Here is an 18,552-nt window from a genome sequence, read left to right on the forward strand (position 1 = left end):
GACAGCGAGGCAAGCATGAGTAATGGGCAAATGGCCGGTATTGACGGGGATCAATGGGCGCAAGTGGGAAATGTCCCAGGCTTGCGCTGCGATCCCCCACGCATCCGGGGGGACCAGGGCTATGCTGGCTGCCTGGTCCTGGCCCATGGCGCGGGGGCGCCGATGGACAGCGATTTCATGCAGGACATGGCGCAAAGGCTGGCGGCGCAAGGGGTAGGCGTGGTGCGCTTCGAGTTTCCCTACATGGCCCAGCGGCGCCAGGGCGGCGGCAAGCGGCCGCCCAATCCGCAGAAGGTGCTGCTCGACTGCTGGCGCGAGGTGTACCGCCAGGTGCGACTATTGGTCGCGGGCCCGGTGGCCATTGGCGGCAAGTCCATGGGCGGGCGCATGGCCAGCCTGCTGGCCGACGAACTGGGGGCCGATGCCCTGGTGTGCCTGGGCTATCCGTTCCATGCCGTGGGCAAGCCCGAGAAGCCCCGGGTCGAGCACCTGGCGGGGTTGCGTACGCGCACGCTGATCGTCCAGGGCGAGCGCGATGCCCTGGGTAACCGGGAGCGGGTGCAAGGGTATGTGTTGTCGCCGTCGATCGAGGTGTGCTGGCTGGCGGCGGCCGATCATGACCTCAAGCCGCTGAAGGCCTCGGGGGCGACCCATGAAGGGCATCTGCAGGCGGCGGCGCAGCGGGTGGCCGGGTTCCTGGCGGGTGGGAACTAGCCTATCAATTGGGGCTGCGAAGCAGCCCCAGCATCTGTTACATCCAACGGGCCGCTAGAGGCTGGCCCCAGGGCTCGATTGCGCCGCCCTGAAAAATCGAACGTCTCAGTCGCGGTACTCGCACAGGTAGGCCGTATCCACCGCCACCTTCAGCTGGAACTTGCTGTCGGCCGGCACATTGAACTGGCTGCCGGCCTTGAAGGTTTCCCAGTTGTCGCTGCCCGGCAGCTTGACGGTCAGGGCACCGGAAACCACATGCATGATCTCGCGCTTGGCGGTGCCGAATTCATATTCGCCCGGGGCCATGACGCCGACGGTGGCCGGACCTTCCTGGCCAGTGAAGGCGATCGACTTGACGGTGCCATCGAAGTACTCGTTGACCTTGAACATGGGCGACTCCTGAAAGAAGGAATGAAAAAAGGCTGGCCAGTATGCCCAAGGCCCCCGGCGCCGTCATCTGCTTTCAGGGGCCGTTGGCGGGCAGGCTCAAGGGCAACAGCCGTGCGGTATTGCGGGCATCTTCCAGGGCGCGGTGCTGCTGCCCGCAGAACTGCAGGCCCGCCAGCTGCAGCGCGCCGTTGAGGCCGGCAGGCCGCTGCAGGTGGCGGGCCTTGGCGAAGCGTTGCTTGAGGTTGATGTGGGGCAGGGCTTGCAGCAGGCTCTGCACCTGATGCTGCTGCCATTCCTGGCACAACTGCTGGCGATCGTAGTCGCCCCAGCTGACCCAGGCCTGCAGGTGCCCGCGGTGATGGCCGAGCCAGCGCTCGAACTGTGCCCACACCTCGGGGAAAACCGCGGCGCCGTCGACATCGGCCTGGCTGATATGCGTCAGTTCGCGGCAGAACGGCGTCAACTGCCGCCGTCGCCTGGGCCGCACGAAACGCTGGAAATGGTCGACCTCGCGGCCTTCGCGGGTGACCAGGCTTGCGCCGATTTCAATGATTTCCATCTCCGTGACCGGCCAGCCACCGTCGTCGGTGGTGGCCTCCAGGTCGATCACCAACCAATGGCCCATACCAGGCTCCCTTGCAAGATGCAGAGGCCTGCAGGGTCGGCCTCGACCCGACAGGCCAGTGAAGCGTAGCCAATCTCCGGCCTGCCGACATCCCCTGGCACAATGCTGTTATTTTGCTATGGCCATCGGTTGTGCCCCGGCGGGAAAGCGCCTAGCTTAAATGGATCCAGGTCACAAACCGTGATGAGTGTCTCCCTTGACTCCTGCGTCCGGCCGCAAGGCCCTGTCTTCCTTGTTGATGGTCGCCGCGTTGTGGCTGGCCACCCCGGCCCAGGCTGGCGACGCGCTGGAGGTGAGGGTCGGCGCGGCGCATTTCCCGCCCTATACCGTGCGCCCGGAGCAGGGCGCCGAGCGCGGCCTGCTGGCGCAACTGGTCGAGGCGCTCAACCGCCTGCAGCAGGATTACCACTTCGTGCTCGTGCCCACCTCGATTCCCCGGCGTTTTGGCGATTTCCAGCAAGGGCGCACCGACATGGCGATCTTCGAGAACCCACAATGGGGTTGGCAGCAGATTCCCCATGAGGCCGTGGACCTGGGCCTGGAGGATGCCGAGATCTTCGTCGCGCGCCAGCAGCCGGGGCGCGACCAGGGGTATTTCGATGACCTGCAGGGCAAGCGCCTGGCGCTGTTCAACGGCTACCACTACGCCTTCGCCGGCTTCAATCCCGACCCGCGCTACCTGAGCGAGACCTACAACGCGACCCTGACCTACTCCCACGACAGCAACCTGTTCATGGTCCAGCGCGGGCGCGCCGACATCGCCCTGGTGACGCGCTCCTTCTATAACGACTTCCTGGTGCGCAACCCCGCCAGCCGCGGCCACCTGATGGCCTCCGAGCGGGTCGACCAGATCTACCACCACTATGCCTTGCTGCGCCCGGGTGCGCCCCTCTCGGGCGAAACCTTCGCCGCGCTGTTGCAGCGCCTGCGCGACAATGGCGAGCTGCTGCGCATCTTCAAGCCCTACCGGATTGGCGTCCAGGCCACGTCGGGTGACTAAATCCCAGGGCGCTGGTCACGTCTACAGGAATGAGTCTTTCCCTACCTTTTCCGTGAGCCATGACCATGCCGTTCGATGCCGCTTCGCAGCCTCTCTCCCTGCCGCGTTGGCGCAGCCTCAGCGCCGACGAGGGCGATTGCCGGCTGAGCCTGACACTCGAAGGACGCCCGCTGATCCAGGTCCGCCTGGTACCTGCGAACCCCCTCCACGTGCACCTGGAATCCCTCTGCCCGGAGCGCGCCGAGCAGGCGCTGTGGGCCGCCTGCTACTGGCTGCTGTCGCGCGATCCGGCCTGCCAGCGCCTGGCCTGGCATCTGCCTGAGCCGGTCCCCCAGGCCGTGGCCAGTGGCCTGTTGCTGGCGGGCGAACAGCCGGGGGTGTACCTGTGCGAGCGCACCCTGTTCTGGCAATTGCCGCAGCCTTGGCTGGGCGATAATGGTTCGGGCGTCTATCCGCAGCAGATGCAGATCAGCAACGGCAAGCGCCATCCACGCCGGGCACCCAAGCCGCGTGGCGAGGTGTACCGGCGCTTCGATGCGCGCCTGGGCGCCTGGGTGTCGCTGCGCACCCTGGAGATCGAACAGGACCTGACGCGTTTCAACCGCTGGCAGAACAACCCGCGGGTGCTGCAGTTCTGGCAGGAAGGCGGCACGCTCGAGCAGCATCGCGAGTACCTGGCCAAGCTCGAGGCCGACCCGCATGCCCTGACCCTGATCGGTTGTTTCGACGATGAGCCGTTCGCCTACTTCGAGGCCTACTGGGCCAAGGAAGACCGCATCGCACCCTTCTACCCGGCCGATGACTACGACCGTGGCATCCACATGCTGGTGGGGGAGGAGGCCCATCGCGGCCCGCACAAGGTCGCTAGCTGGCTGTCGGCGCTGGTGCACTACCTGTTCCTCGATGACCCGCGCACCCAGCGGGTGGTGGCCGAGCCGCGGGCCGACAACGGCAAGATGATCGGCTACATGCACGACCAGTGCTTCCATTGCGAGAAGGAGTTCGATTTCCCGCACAAGCGGGCAGCGCTGATGATTCTCGGGCGGGAGCGCTTTTTCGACCGCTGCAGGCTCGTCTAGCGGCTCCAAGCGGCAAGCGGCAAGCGGCAAGAGAAGAGCGGGCTGGTGTGCGCTTGCTGCTTGCTGCTCGTAGCTTGAGGCTCGCCGCTGCCGTTACTCCTGGCGGCTGGCGGTCTTGCGGCAGTGGATCAGCGCGTCGCGGATCATGAAGTTGACCAGCGTCGGCGAGACGCCCAGCTCCTTGGCGATGTCCTTCTGTGGCACGCCGTGCAGGCGGTACATCTCGAAGGCATAACGGGTGCGCTGGGGCAGTTCGGTGAGGGCGTCGGCGATGTGTTCGAGGGTGGCGAGGTTGATATGGGTGGCTTCCGGCGAGGCGTTCTGGATGACGATATTGAGGCCTTCCTCCTCGCTGCCGGAGTACTTCAGCTCCATGGCCTGCTTGCGGTAGTGGTCGATGGCCAGGTTGCGCACGATCTGGAACAGGTAGCTGAGCTGGGCCTTGAACGACGACGTGATCTGTGGCGCGGCGCTGAGCCGGAAGAACGCATCCTGCACCACATCCTCGGCGCGCGAGCGGCAACCGGTGATGCGCGCGGCGATCTTGACCAGGATGCTGCGGTTGTCGACGAACGCTTGGAGTAACGGTGAATCGCACCTACTTGTGGACAATTGTTCCGCCATGGAAGTCACCTTGTTCTCTGAGGGGAAGGCAGCGCGCCGGGAGGGTGGCTACCTACGACGTGCGACAAGCTATTCAGAATGATAATGATTGTCAAATACGAAAGTTAATGAGTATATATTCGTATCGGTTCTAAAGCGTCGTCGCGTGAACCCGTTCACGCCTTGTGCCATTCGTCGTCGAGCAAGGGCCGGTGTTGGCGCGGCTGCGAATCACCCGGGCGTTTAATTATTTCCCCCGCACATCCGTTCCCCTGTGTACCCAGCTGCCGAACGCTGCCCGCCGACTCGTGCGGCGCCGCCCAGGCACGACTCACCCAGACACTGGCAGGAACTCCCCATGACGGACGCCTTCGAACTCCCGCACTCGCTGGTCCAGGCCCTGGCGCAACGCGCCACGCAGACCCCGGACCGGGTCGCCTTGCGCTTTCTGGCCGACGACCCCAGCGAACAGGCCGTGCTCAGCTACCGGGACCTGGACCTGCGCGCGCGTACCATCGCCGCCGCCTTGCAGGCCCGTGCCGGCTTCGGCGATCGCGCGGTGCTGCTGTTCCCCAGTGGCCCGGACTACGTCGCCGCGTTCTTCGGTTGCCTCTATGCCGGTGTCATCGCCGTGCCGGCCTATCCGCCGGAGTCGTCGCGGCGTCACCATCAGGAGCGCCTGCTGTCGATCATCGACGACGCCGAACCCCGTCTGCTGCTGACAGTAGAAGCGCTACGTGACAGTTTGCAGGGCCTCGATGCCCTGGCCACGGCGCAGGCACCGAGCCTGCTGGCGGTGGATCGCCTGGACCCGGCGCTGGCCGAAGGCTGGCGCGAGCCGGCCCTGGCGGGCGACGATATCGCCTTCCTGCAGTACACTTCCGGCTCCACCGCGCTGCCCAAGGGCGTGCAGGTCAGCCATGGCAACCTGGTGGCCAACGAGCAACTGATCCGCCATGGCTTCGGCATCGACCTGAACCCGGACGACGTCATCGTCAGCTGGTTGCCGCTGTACCACGACATGGGCCTGATCGGCGGCCTGCTGCAACCGATCTTCAGTGGCGTGCCCTGCGTGCTGATGTCGCCGGGCTACTTCCTCGCCCGACCGCTGCGTTGGCTGCAGGCGATCAGCCAGTACCGCGGCACCATCAGCGGCGGGCCGGACTTCGCCTACCGCCTGTGCAGCGAACGGGTCAGCGAGGCGGCCCTGGCCGGCCTCGACCTGAGCCACTGGCGCGTGGCTTACTCCGGCTCCGAACCGATCCGCCAGGACAGCCTGCAAACCTTCGCCGACAAGTTCCAGGCCTGCGGCTTCGACCCGCAGAGTTTCTTCGCCAGCTACGGCCTGGCCGAAGCCACCCTGTTCGTCAGCGGCAGCCGCCGTGGCCAGGGTATCGCCGCGCTGGAGCTGGATGCCGAGGCCTTCGCCGCCAACCGCGCCGAAACCGGCCAGGGCAGCGTGCTGATGAGCTGCGGCTATGCCCAGCCGGGCCATGCGGTGCAGGTCGTCGATCCGCAGCGCCTGGAGACGCTGGCTGACAACCAGGTCGGCGAGATCTGGGCCGCCGGCCCGAGCATCGCCCAGGGCTACTGGCGCAACCCCGAGGCCAGCGCGCGTACCTTCGTCGAGAAAGACGGCCAGACCTGGCTGCGCACCGGCGACCTGGGCTTTTTGCGCGACGGCGAACTGTTCGTCAGCGGGCGGCTGAAGGACATGCTCATCGTCCGTGGCCAGAACCTCTACCCGCAGGACCTGGAGAAGACCCTCGAACGTGAGGTCGATGTGCTGCGCAAGGGCCGTGTGGCGGTGTTCGCCGTCGACGACCAGGGCGAGGAGGGCATCGGCGTGGCGGTGGAGATCAGCCGCAACGTGCAGAAGGCGGTCAAGCCCCAGGACCTCATCAAGACCTTGCGCCAGGTCATCGCCGACGCCTGCCGCCAGGCACCGGCAGTGGTCCTGCTGCTCAACCCCGGCGCGCTGCCCAAGACCTCCAGCGGCAAGCTGCAGCGCTCGGCCTGCCGCCTGCGCATGAACGACGGCAGCCTGGACTGCTACGCGCGCTTCCCCGCGGCCGAGGAACAGGCCACCCCGCAGCTAGCAGGCGATGACGTGCAGGCACGTATCGCCGCGATCTGGCGCGAGCTGCTCGGTGTCGAGTCGGTGGCCGCGGACGATCATTTCCTGCTGCTGGGCGGCAACTCCATCGCCGCCACCCAGGTGACGGCGCGGCTAGCCGACGAGCTGGGCATCGAGCTGGGCCTGCGCACCTTGTTCGAAGCGCCGCTTCTGGCCGACTACAGTGCCGCCGTGGCTGGCATACTCGCCCAGGGCACTGGCGGCGCTCGCGCCATCGATACCCTGGCGCGTGGCCAGGCGTTGCCGCAATCCCTGGCCCAGAACCGCTTGTGGTTGCTGTGGCAACTGGAGCCGCAATCGGCGGCCTACAACATCCCCGCCGGCCTGTACTTGCGTGGCGAGCTGGACGAGGCAGCGCTGCAAGCCAGCTTCCAGGCGCTGGTGGCACGCCATGAATCGCTGCGCACCGTCTTCAGCGAGGTCGACGGCCAGGCCCTGCAACACATCCTGCCCACGCTCGCATTCGAGCTGCAGCGGATCGACTTGCAGGGGCAGGATGGCGCCCAGGTCGCCGCGCAGCGTGAAGCCCAGGCCCGGCAGCCGTTCGACCTGACCCAGGGGCCGTTGCTGCGGGTGACCCTGGCACGCCTGGGCGACGAGGAGCACCAGCTGTGGGTCACCCTGCACCACATCGTCGCCGACGGCTGGTCGCTGAACATCCTGCTCGACGAGTTCGCCCGGCTGTATGCCGCCCAGGGCCAGCAGGCCGACCTGGCGCCACTGCCCCTGGGTTACGCCGACTATGGCCAGTGGCAGCGTCAGTGGCTGGCCGATGGCGAGGCCGCGCGGCAATTGGCGTACTGGAAAGCCCGGCTGGGCGATGACCTGCCGGTGCTCGACCTGTGCACCGACCACCCCCGCGCCGGCCAGCGTGGCAAGCGCGCCGCGCGCCTGGGCGTGAAGGTGCCCGCCAAGCTGGGCGAGGCCATCAAGGGCCTGGCCCGCGAGCAGCAGGCCAGCCTGTTCATGGTCCTGCTGGCCGCCTGGCAGGGCCTGCTGCACCGCTACACCGGGCAGGGTGACATCCGTGTCGGCGTGCCCAATGCCAACCGTCCGCGCCTGGAGACCCAGGGGATGGTCGGCTTCTTCATCAACACCCAGGTGCTGCGCGCCGAACTCGATGGCCGTACGCCGTTCCAGCAGTTGCTGGCTCAGGTGCGCCAGGCCACCCTCGACGCCCAGGCCCACCAGGACCTGCCGTTCGAGCAACTGCTCGAGGCGCTGCCGCAGGCCCGCGAGCAGGGCCTGTTCCAGGTCATGTTCAACCACCAGCAACGCAACCTCTCGGCCCTGCGCCGCCTGCCCGGCCTGCTCGCCGAGGAGTTGCCCTGGCACAGCCGCGAGGCCAAGTTCGACCTGCAGCTGCACAGCGAGGAGGATCACCAGGGGCGCCTGAGCCTGGCCTTCGACTATGCGGCCGAGCTGTTCGAGGCCGACACCATCCAGCGCCTGGCCGGCCATCTGCTGGCGCTGCTCGAGCAGGTCTGCGAGCAGCCGCAACTGGCCCTGGGCGAGGTACAACTGCTCGATGAACACGGCCGCGCCCAATTGCAGGCCTGGGGCCAGGCCCCAGCGCCAGCGGCCCAACGGCTGCTGGTCGAGCAGCTCAACGAGCAAGCGCGGCAAACCCCGGAGCGCACCGCCCTGGTGTGGGAGGGTGGTAGCCTCGACTACGCCACCCTGCACCTGCAGGCCAACCGCCTGGCCCACTACCTGCGCGACAAGGGCGTCGGCCCGGACACCTGCGTGGCCATCGCCGTCGAGCGCTCGCCGCAGTTGCTGGTGGGCCTGCTGGCCATCCTCAAGGCCGGTGGTGCCTATGTGCCGCTGGACGTCGACTACCCGGCCGAACGCCTGGCCTACATGCTCGGCGACTGCGGCGCCAGCCTGCTGCTCAGCCACAGCGCGCTGCTCGGCCGCCTGCCCCAGGTGCAGGGCGTCAGCGCCATCGCTCTCGACCAGTTGCACCTCGACAGCTGGCCGAGCCATGCGCCCGGCCTGCACCTGGACGGCGACAACCTCGCCTATGTGATCTACACCTCCGGCTCCACCGGCCAGCCCAAGGGTGTGGGCAACACCCATGCGGCGCTGGCCGAGCGCCTGCAATGGATGCAGGCCACTTATACGCTGGACGACAGCGACGTGCTGATGCAAAAGGCGCCGATCAGCTTCGACGTCTCGGTGTGGGAATGCTTCTGGCCGCTGATGACCGGCTGCCGTCTGGTGCTGGCCGGCCCCGGCGAGCACCGCGACCCCCAGCGCATCGCCCAGTTGGTGCAGGCGCATGGGGTGACCACGCTGCACTTCGTGCCGCCGCTGTTGCAGGTGTTCGTCCAGGAACCCCTGGCGGCGGGCTGCACCAGCCTGCGCCGGCTGTTCTCCGGTGGCGAGGCGCTGTCGGCTGCCTTGCGTGACCGGACCCTGCAACTGCTGCCACAGGTGCAACTGCACAACCGCTATGGCCCGACCGAAACCGCGATCAACGTCACCCACTGGCACTGCCGCACCGAGGACGGCGAACGCTCGCCGATCGGGCGCCCGCTGGGCAACGTGCTGTGCCGGGTACTGGACGACGACCTGCAGCCGACCGCGCCAGGCGTGCCGGGCGAGCTGTGCCTGGGCGGCGCGGGCCTGGCCCGTGGCTACCTGGGCCGCCCGGGGCTGACCGCCGAACGCTTCGTGCCCCAGCCCGACGGCAACGGCCAGCGCCTGTACCGCAGCGGCGACCGTGCTCGCTGGCTGGTCCAGGCCGGGGCCCTGGAATACCTGGGGCGCCTCGACCAGCAGGTGAAGGTGCGAGGTTTTCGTGTCGAACCTGAAGAAGTGCAGGCCTGCCTGCTGGCCCAGCCGGGCGTCGAGCAGGCGCTGGTGCTGATCCACAAGGATGCGTTTGGCGCCCAGCTGGTCGGCTACTACAGCGGCGTCGAGCAGGATGCAGCGTTGCTCGCGGCCCTGGCCGAACGCCTGCCGGCCTACATGGTGCCGGCGCAACTGATCCACCTGGCCTGCATGCCCCTGGGGCCGAGCGGCAAGGTCGATCGCAAGGCGCTGCCGGCCCCGGTCTGGCAGCAGCGCGAGCACATCGCGCCGCAAAGCGAGTTGCAGCAGCAGGTCGCGGCGATCTGGCGCGAGGTGCTGAACCTGCCGCAGGTCGGCCTGCAGGACGACTTCTTCGCCCTCGGCGGCCATTCGCTGCTGGCCACCCAGATCGTCTCGCGCAGCCGCCAGGCGCTGGACGTGGAGCTGCCGCTCAAGGCGCTGTTCGAGGCCAGCGAACTGGGCGCCTTCTGCGCTGAGATCGCGCGCATCCGCGAGGCGGGCGAGCGCAACCTGCAAGGCGAGATCGCCCGGGTCGACCGACGCCAGGCGGTGCCGCTGTCCTATTCGCAGCAGCGCATGTGGTTCCTCTGGCAGATGGAGCCGGACAGCCCTGCCTACAACGTCGGCGGCATGGCACGCCTGCGTGGGGTGCTGCACGTGGATGCCTTCGAGCGCGCCCTGCAGGCGTTGGTGGTACGCCACGAGACTCTGCGCACCACCTTCCCGAGCATCGACGGGGTGCCGTACCAGTGCGTGGCCAACGATAGCCCGCTGCACCTGGCCTGGCATGACTTCAGCGCCGAGCCGGCCAAGGTGCGCGAGCAACGCCTGCAGCAACTGGCCGACGAACAGGCGCACCAGCCGTTCGACCTGGAGCGCGGCCCGCTGCTGCGCGCCTGCCTGGTCAAGGCCGACGAGCGCGAGCACTACTTCGTCCTGACCCTGCACCACATCGTCACCGAAGGCTGGGCCATGGACATTTTCGCCCGCGAGTTGGGCGAGCTGTACGAGGCCTTCGTCGACGAGCGCGAATCGCCCTTGGCGCCGCTGCCGGTGCAGTACCTGGACTACAGCGTATGGCAGCGCCAGTGGCTGGAGGGCGGGGAAGGGGAGCGCCAGCTGGCCTACTGGAAAGCCCGCCTGGGCGACGAGCACCCGGTCCTGGCGTTGCCCTCGGACCGTCCGCGCCCCGCCGTGCAGAGCCACCGTGGCGAGTTGTACCGCTTCGACCTCGACCCGGCACTGGCGGCGCGGGTGCGGGCCTTCAACAGCGAGCGTGGCCTGACCCTGTTCATGACCGTCACCGCCACCCTGGCCCTGCTGCTGCACCGCTACAGCGGCCAGCGCGACCTGCGCATCGGCGCGCCGGTGGCCAACCGCATCCGCCCGGAGAGCGAAGGGCTGATCGGTGCCTTCCTCAATACCCAGGTGCTGCGCTGCGCGCTGGACGGGCAAATGAGCGCCGCCGAACTGCTCGAGCAGGTGCGCCACACCGTGGTCGAGGGGCAGTCGCACCAGGACCTGCCGTTCGACCAACTGGTCGAAGCCCTGCAGCCGCCGCGCAGCAGCGCCTACAACCCACTGTTCCAGGTGATGTGCAACGTCCAGCGCTGGGCCTTCCAGCAGAGCCGCGAACTGGCCGGCATGCAGGTGGACTACCTGGTCAACGACGCCAGCGCCACCAAGTTCGACCTCTACCTGGAAGTCACCGACCTGGACGGCCGCCTGGGCTGCTGCCTGACCTATAGCCGCGACCTGTTCGACGAGCCGCGCATCGCCCGCCTGGCCGAGCATTGGCAGCAACTGCTGGTAGCGCTGCTCGACGACCCGCAGCAGCGCCTGTGCGAACTGCCGATGCTCAGCAGCGCCGAGCAGCAGGTGCTGATCGGCCAGTTGCAGGGCGAGCATGACTTCGAGCTGAACCACACCGTGCATGGCCTGTTCGCCGCCCAGGCGGCCAGCACCCCGCAGGCCCGAGCCTTGACCTTCGCCGGCCAGCACCTGACCTACGCCGAGCTGGACCAGCAGGCCAACCGCCTGGCCCGCGCCCTGCGCGAGCGTGGTGTCGGCCCGCAGGTCCGGGTCGGCCTGGCCCTGGAGCGCTCGCTGGAGATGGTGGTCGGCCTGCTGGCCATCCTCAAGGCCGGTGGCGCCTACGTGCCGCTGGACCCGGAGTACCCGCTCGACCGCCTGCGCTACATGATCGAGGACAGCCGCATCGGCCTGCTGCTGGGTCAGCGCGCGCTGCTCGCGGCATTGGGCGAGCTGCCCGCAGGTGTCGCCCACTGGAGCCTGGAGGACGATGCGGCGACGCTTGCGGCCTACAGCGATGCGCCGCTGGACAACCTCAACCTGCCGCAGCACCAGGCCTACCTGATCTACACCTCCGGCTCGACCGGCAAGCCCAAGGGCGTGGTGGTCAGCCATGGCGAGATCGCCATGCACTGCCAGGCGGTGATCGCCGCCTTCGGCATGCGCAGCGACGACTGCGAGCTGCATTTCTATTCGATCAACTTCGATGCCGCCAGCGAACGCCTGCTGGTGCCGCTGCTGTGCGGTGCTCGGGTGGTGCTGCGTGGCCAGGGCCAGTGGGGCGCCGAGGAAATCTGCCAACTGGTGCGCGAGCAACAGGTGAGCGTGCTGGGCTTCACCCCCAGCTATGGCAGCCAGCTGGCTCAGTACCTGGCCGGGCGTGGCGAGCAGTTGCCGGTGCGGCTGGTCATCACCGGCGGCGAGGCGCTGACCGGCGAGCACCTGCAGCGCATCCGCCAGGCCTTTGCCCCGCAACAGTTCTTCAACGCCTACGGCCCCACCGAGACCGTGGTCATGCCGCTGGCCTGCCTGGCGCCCGAGCAGATTCCCGCCGACGCCGGCAGCGTGCCGATCGGCCGGGTGATCGGGGCACGCACCGCCTATGTGCTCGACGAAGACCTGGCGCTGCTGCCCCAGGGTGGCGTCGGTGAGCTGTACGTCGGCGGTGCAGGCCTGGCCCAGGGCTACCACGATCGACCGGGGTTGTCTGCCGAGCGCTTCGTCGCCGACCCGTTCAGCCAGGATGGCGGTCGCCTGTACCGCACCGGCGACCTGGTGCGCCTGCGCGCCGACGGCCTGGTGGAGTACGTCGGCCGTGCCGACCAGCAGGTGAAGATCCGAGGCTTTCGCATCGAGCTGGGCGAGATCGAGAGTCGCCTGCAGGCCCATGCCGACGTCGACGAGGCGGTGGTCCTGGCCCTCGACCTGCCAGGCGGCCGGCAACTGGTGGGTTACCTGGTCTGTGCCCAGGCCCAGGCCGACGGCGAGGCCCAGGCGGCTCTGCGCGAGACGGTCAAGGCCCATGCTCGTCAGCACCTGCCGGACTACATGGTGCCGGCGCACCTGGTGCTGCTCGACAGCCTGCCCCTGATGGGCAACGGCAAGCTCGACCGCCGCGCCCTGCCGGCGCCCGACCTGGAGCAGGCGCGCCAGCACTACCAGGCGCCGGCCAACGAGCTGGAGCAGCAGTTGGCGCAGATCTGGCGCGAGGTGCTCAACGTGTCGCGGGTCGGTGTGCAGGACAACTTCTTCGAACTGGGCGGTGATTCGATCCTGTCGATCCAGGTGGTCAGCCGTGCGCGTCAGTTGGGGCTGCAATTCACCCCGCGCGACCTGTTCCAGCACCAGACCATCCAGACACTGGCGGCGGTGGTGTGCCGTGGCTCGGCGCCGAGCGGCATCGAGCAGGGCCCGCGCCAGGGGCGCACTGCGCTGACGCCGATCCAGCATTGGTTCTTCGACAGCGCCATGAGCCAGCCCCAGCACTGGAACCAGGCGGTTCTGCTGGAGGCTCGCCAGCCGTTGCAGGCCGATGCCTTGGAGCGTGCCCTGGCGGCGTTGCTGGAGCATCACGACAGCCTGCGCCTGCGCTTCACCCAGGCCAATGGGCAGTGGCAGGCCGACTATGCCCAAGCGGCGACGCAAGCGCTGCTGTGGACCGCCACCGTGGCCGATTTCGACGACTGCCAGGCGCTCTACACCGACGTGCAGCGCAGCCTGGACCTTGACCAGGGCCCGCTGTTGCGTGCCTTGCTGGTCAGCGACGGGCAGGGTGGGCAGCGCCTGCTGCTGGCGATCCACCACCTGGTGGTCGATGGTGTGTCCTGGCGCGTGCTGCTGGAAGACCTGCAGGCGCTCTACCGTGGCGAGCGACTGGCAGCCAAGACCCACGCCATGGGCGACTGGGCCGCGCGCCTGGCCAGCTATGCCGGCAGCGACTCGCTGCGCGACGAGCTGGGCTGGTGGGTCGGCCAACTGGGCAATGCCCGTCACGAGCTGCCGTGCGACCATCCCCAGGGTGGCAACCTGCATCGCCATGCCCGTACCCTGGCCATCGAACTCGATGTGGAGCAGACCCGGCAACTGCTGCAACAGGCGCCGGCGGCTTACCACACCCAGGTCAACGACCTGCTGCTCACCGCCCTGGCCCGCGCCCTGTGCCGCTGGAGCGGTGACGATGCGGTGCTGGTGCAACTGGAGGGGCATGGCCGCGACGGGCTGTTCGAGGACATCGACCTGACCCGCAGCGTCGGCTGGTTCACCAATGCCTACCCGCTGAGCCTGAGCCCGGCAGCGGGCGATGGCGACGCTGCCCGTGCCAGCTCGATCAAGCGCATCAAGGAGCAACTGCGCCAGGTGCCGCACAAGGGCATCGGCTACGGCGTGCTGCGCTACCTGGCCGACGACGCTAGCCGTGAACGCATGGCGGCGTTGCCCCAGGCGCGGATCACCTTCAACTACCTGGGCCAGTTCGACCAGCAGTTCGATGCCAAGGCGCTGTTCCAGCCGCTGGATGCACCGACAGGCCTGGCCCACGACCAGGACGCACCGCTGCCCAACTGGCTGAGCGTCGATGGCCAGGTGTATGGCGGCGCGTTGCAACTGCGCTGGACCTTCAGCGCCGAGCGCTACGAGGAGCGCACCATCGCCGAGCTGGCCGAGGCCTATCGCCAGGAACTGCTGGCCCTGGTCGAGCACTGCCTGGGCGAGGGCAACGGCAGCTTCACGCCCTCGGACTTCCCCCTGGCGCAACTGACCCAGGAGCAGATCGACAGCCTGCCGGTACCGGCCGCCGAGATCGAGGACGTCTACCCGCTCACGCCGATGCAGGAGGGCTTGCTGCTGCACACCCTGCTCGAGCCAGGCACCGGCATCTACTACATGCAGGACCGCTATCGCATCAACAGTGCCGTCGACCCCGAGCGCTTCGCCCAGGCCTGGCAGGCCGTGGTGGCGCGCCACGAGGCCCTGCGCGCATCGTTCAGCTGGAACGCCGGCGAGGCGATGCTGCAGATCATCCACAAGCCCGGCAAGACACCGGTGGACTACCAGGACTGGCGCGGCCTCGACGAGGCGGCCCAGGAAGAGCGCCTGCAAGATTTGCACAAGCAGGAGCGCGAGGTCGGCTTCGAGCTGCTGCGCGAGGCACCGTTCCACCTGCGCCTGGTGCGTGTCGACGATGAGCGCTACTGGTTCATGATGAGCAACCACCACATCCTCATCGATGCCTGGTGCCGCTCGCTGCTGATGAACGACTTCTTCGAGATCTACCAGGCCCTTGGCGAGGGTCGCCAGGCCCAACTGCCGGTGCCGCCGCGCTACCGCGACTACATCGGCTGGCTGCAACGCCAGGATCTGGACGAAGCACGCCAGTGGTGGCAAGACAACCTGGCCGGTTTCGAGCGCGCCACGGCCATCCCGAGCGACCGCCCACTGCGTCATGAGCATGCCGGTGACGGCATGATCGTCGGTGACTGCTACACCCGCCTGGAGGTCAAGGACGGGGTGCGCCTGCGCGAGCTGGCCCAAGCCCACCAACTGACCGTCAACACCTTCGCCCAGGCGGCCTGGGCCCTGGTGCTGGCGCGCTACAGCGGCGAGCGCGACGTGATCTTCGGCGTCACCGTGGCCGGGCGCCCGGTCAGCTTGCCGCAGATGCAGCGCACGGTCGGCCTGTTCATCAACAGCATCGCCTTGCGCGTGCAGTTGCCCGAGCCAGGCCAGCGGCTCAGCGTGCGCCAGTGGCTGCAGGGCCTGCTGGAGCGCAACATGGAGCTGCGCGAATACGAGTACCTGCCGCTGGTGGCGATCCAGGAGTGCAGCGAGCTGCCCAAGGGCCAGCCGCTGTTCGACAGCCTGTTCGTGTTCGAGAATGCACCGGTGGAAACGGCGGTGCTGGATCATGCGCAGCACCTCAATGCCAGCTCCGATTCGGGCCGTACCCACACCAACTTCCCGTTGACCGCGGTGTGCTACCCGGGCGACGACCTGGGCCTGCACCTGTCGTTCGACCAGCGCTACTTCGACTACCCGACCGTCGAACGCCTGCTGGCCGAGTTCAAGCGCCTGTTGCTGGCGCTGGTGCAAGGTTTCGAAGGGGAGGTGGCCGAGCTGCCGCTGCTGGGCGCGGACGAGCAGCGCTTCCTGCTGGAAGACTGCAATCGCACCGAGCACGCCTACAGCCTGGAGCAGAGCTATGTGGCGCTGTTCGAGGCGCGGGTCGCCGCCCATCCCGAGCGTGTCGTCGCCCGTTGCCTGGAGGCGGCCTATGACTATGCCGGGCTGAACCTGGCGGCCAACCGCCTGGGCCATGCCCTGGTCGCGGCGGGCGTGGCCATCGACCAGCCTGTGGCGCTGCTGGCCGAGCGTGGCCTGCCGTTGCTGGGCATGATCGTCGGCAGCTTCAAGGCCGGCGCCGGCTACCTGCCGCTGGACCCGGGCCTGCCCTCGGCGCGTCTGCAACGTATCGTCGAGCTGAGCCGCACGCCAGTGCTGGTGTGCACGGCGGCCTGTGCCGAACAGGCGCGCCAGTTGCTGGACGAGCTGGGCGGCGCGGCACGGCCGAAGCTGCTGCTGTGGGAGGCGGTCCAGGCCAGCGATGTGGCCAGCCACAACCCCGGCATCCACAGCGCGCCGGACAACCTGGCTTATGTGATCTACACCTCCGGCTCCACTGGCTTGCCCAAGGGGGTGATGGTCGAACAGCGCGGCATGCTCAACAACCAGTTGAGCAAGGTGCCCTACCTGCAACTGGACGAGCAGGACGTGATCGCCCAGACCGCCTCGCAGAGCTTCGACATTTCGGTCTGGCAGTTCCTCGCCGCGCCGTTGTTCGGTGCCCAGGTGAACATCGTGCCGAACGCCATCGCCCACGACCCGCAGGGCTTGCTGGCCCATGTGCAGGCCACCGGTATCAGCGTGCTGGAAAGCGTGCCGTCGCTGATCCAGGGCATGCTGGCCAACGAGCACCAGCCCCTGGATCGCCTGCGCTGGATGCTGCCGACCGGCGAGGCCATGCCGCCGGAGCTGGCGGCCCAGTGGCTGCAGCGCTACCCCGAGATCGGCCTGGTCAACGCCTATGGCCCGGCGGAGTGTTCGGACGACGTGGCGTTCTTCCGTGTCAACGCCGCGTCCACCCGTGGCAGCTACTTGCCGATCGGCACGCCGACCGACAACAACCGCCTGTACCTGCTTGGCGAGGACCAGGCGCTGGTGCCGTTGGGGGCGGTGGGCGAGCTGTGCGTCGCCGGTACCGGTGTCGGCCGCGGTTATGTCGGTGACCCGGTGCGTACCGCCCAGGCTTTCATTCCGCATCCCTATGGGGCACCGGGTGAGCGCCTGTACCGCACCGGCGACCTGGCACGGCGCCGTGCGGACGGTGTGCTCGAATACGTCGGCCGCATCGACCACCAGGTGAAGATCCGCGGCTACCGCATCGAGCTGGGCGAGATCGAGGCCCGCCTGCATGAGCAGGCCGAAATACGCGATGCCGCCGTGGGCGTGCAGGAGGGCGTCAATGGCAAGCACCTGGTCGGCTACCTGGTGGCTCACCAGGGCATAAGCGCCGATGCCGCGTTGCTGGAGCGGGTCAAGCTACGCCTGCGGGCCGAGCTGCCAGACTACATGGTGCCGCTGCACTGGGCCTGGCTGGACGGCTTGCCGCACAACGCCAACGGCAAGCTCGACCGCAAGGCTCTGCCTGCCATCGATATCGGCGGCCAGCACAGCCAGGACTACCTGGCGCCGCGCGACGAGCTGGAGCAGACCCTGGCTGGTATCTGGGCGGATGTACTCAAGGCCGAGCGGGTTGGCGTGCGCGACAACTTCTTCGAACTGGGCGGCCACTCCCTGCTGGCGACCCAGATCGCCTCGCGGGTGCAGAAGCAGTTGCAGTTGAACGTACCGCTGCGGGCGATGTTCGAGTGCAGCACGGTGGAGGCGTTGGCCGAGTACGTGCGCGGGCTGCAGGACAGTGCGCTGGACGATGACAAGATCGACCGGCTCAGTGACCTGATGGCGGAGTTGGAGGGGTTGTAAGCGTCGCTGCCTGGGCGTCTGTATTGGCCCTGTCGCCGCTTCGACGGCGATAGGGCGGTACAGGCGGCCGACTATTCAGCGCTTGCCAAACGGCTGTCCAAAGACGTGCGAATGATTCTTTCAAGTGCTTGAGGATCAAGGTGCTTGAGCGCTTTGCAATGCTGACTGCCTTGGGTGTGGTGGGGGCGGGAAGGTTGTTCGCGGGAGGGGAAGCATTCGGGTCGACTGTGCTCTCGTCCCGTGACGAGACGATTAGTGGATCGGAATCAAAGTTGAGTAGTTCGTAGTTGTAGGTTCTTATTTTTTTCATTCTTTACTCCTTGGGTAGGAGTCTTGCTGCCACGTCGGGTGTGGAGGTTTATGTGTGCCCTCGATTAATGTCAAGTTTCGTTGGTGGTGGATGGGAAAGTTACTTTGGTTTTAATGTTTGATTAATAGCCTGGGTGTGCGAATGTTCTTAGGCGTAGTCTGAAAGGAATGTCTTCTGTTTAATTTTGCTAGGGATTTTCTGTCGGACCGTTCCTTTTTTGAGTGAGGGTGGTCTGATTGTCTATGAGGTTTTTCTGATCTTGTTGTTTTTTGAGTTTTGGTGGCAAGTGAGGCTGCCAAATATTTCTTTGGCTGCTATGTGAAAAAGATATTTCATAATGTGTGAATTATCGTGGCGGCGGCGTGTGGCTTGCCGGCGATGGGCTGCAAAGCAGCCCAGGAGGGTGTCAGAAATTTTGTGTTCGGGCATAACATGAGTAAGAGGTGCATGTATGCCAACCAAAAAGAAACCCTTGCGTGACCTGCCCAAAATCCCCAAAGAGCTGCTGGAGCAGTTCGGTGAGGG

General features: G+C 67.1%; 8 protein-coding genes. 4 read left to right on the plus strand and 4 right to left on the minus strand.

Annotated elements, in window-relative coordinates; all coding sequences use genetic code 11:
- Positions 1-15 precede the first annotated feature (15 nt).
- Positions 16-714 carry an alpha/beta fold hydrolase gene (locus tag WCE05_RS21885; protein ID WP_225789877.1) on the plus strand — a complete coding sequence of 233 codons (699 nt, stop codon included), beginning with the start codon at positions 16-18 and terminating at the stop codon, positions 712-714.
- A 105-nt stretch (positions 715-819) separates the two neighbouring features.
- Here WCE05_RS21885 and WCE05_RS21890 read toward each other — a convergent pair whose 3' ends face one another.
- Together WCE05_RS21890 and WCE05_RS21895 are read right to left on the minus strand one after the other, a co-directional pair.
- Positions 820-1,104, minus strand: a complete 285-nt coding sequence (locus WCE05_RS21890) for a pyrimidine/purine nucleoside phosphorylase (RefSeq protein WP_225789876.1) — start codon at positions 1,102-1,104, stop codon at positions 820-822.
- A gap of 73 nt (positions 1,105-1,177) precedes the next feature.
- Entirely contained in the window at positions 1,178-1,729 is a 552-nt protein-coding gene (locus WCE05_RS21895) for an exonuclease domain-containing protein (RefSeq protein WP_225789875.1), read from the minus strand.
- A gap of 196 nt (positions 1,730-1,925) precedes the next feature.
- Here WCE05_RS21895 and WCE05_RS21900 point away from each other — a divergent pair, with 196 nt between their 5' ends.
- Positions 1,926-2,729 (plus strand): ABC transporter substrate-binding protein, encoded by an 804-nt coding sequence (locus WCE05_RS21900; protein WP_225789874.1) that lies wholly within the window; start codon positions 1,926-1,928, stop codon positions 2,727-2,729.
- 65 nt (positions 2,730-2,794) lie between these two features.
- Positions 2,795-3,808, plus strand: coding sequence for a GNAT family N-acetyltransferase (locus tag WCE05_RS21905; RefSeq protein WP_368816549.1), 1,014 nt, complete (start codon positions 2,795-2,797; stop codon positions 3,806-3,808).
- Between the two features lie 93 nt (positions 3,809-3,901).
- Here the strand turns inward: WCE05_RS21905 and WCE05_RS21910 are convergent, their stop codons facing one another.
- Positions 3,902-4,432: an RNA polymerase factor sigma-70 gene (locus WCE05_RS21910; RefSeq protein ID WP_225789872.1), complete on the minus strand. Its 531-nt coding sequence runs from the start codon at positions 4,430-4,432 to the stop codon at positions 3,902-3,904.
- 337 nt (positions 4,433-4,769) lie between these two features.
- On the opposite strand from WCE05_RS21910, the gene WCE05_RS21915 reads away from it, so the two are divergent.
- Positions 4,770-17,717, plus strand: coding sequence for a non-ribosomal peptide synthetase (locus WCE05_RS21915; protein ID WP_368816550.1), 12,948 nt, complete (start codon positions 4,770-4,772; stop codon positions 17,715-17,717).
- 550 nt (positions 17,718-18,267) lie between these two features.
- Here the strand turns inward: WCE05_RS21915 and WCE05_RS21920 are convergent.
- Positions 18,268-18,552 (minus strand): hypothetical protein (locus tag WCE05_RS21920; protein WP_368816551.1); only part of this gene is annotated, 285 nt, incomplete at its 5' end.

This window comes from Pseudomonas sp. I2 (assembly GCF_040984075.1).
GTDB lineage: Bacteria > Pseudomonadota > Gammaproteobacteria > Pseudomonadales > Pseudomonadaceae > Aquipseudomonas > Aquipseudomonas guariconensis_B.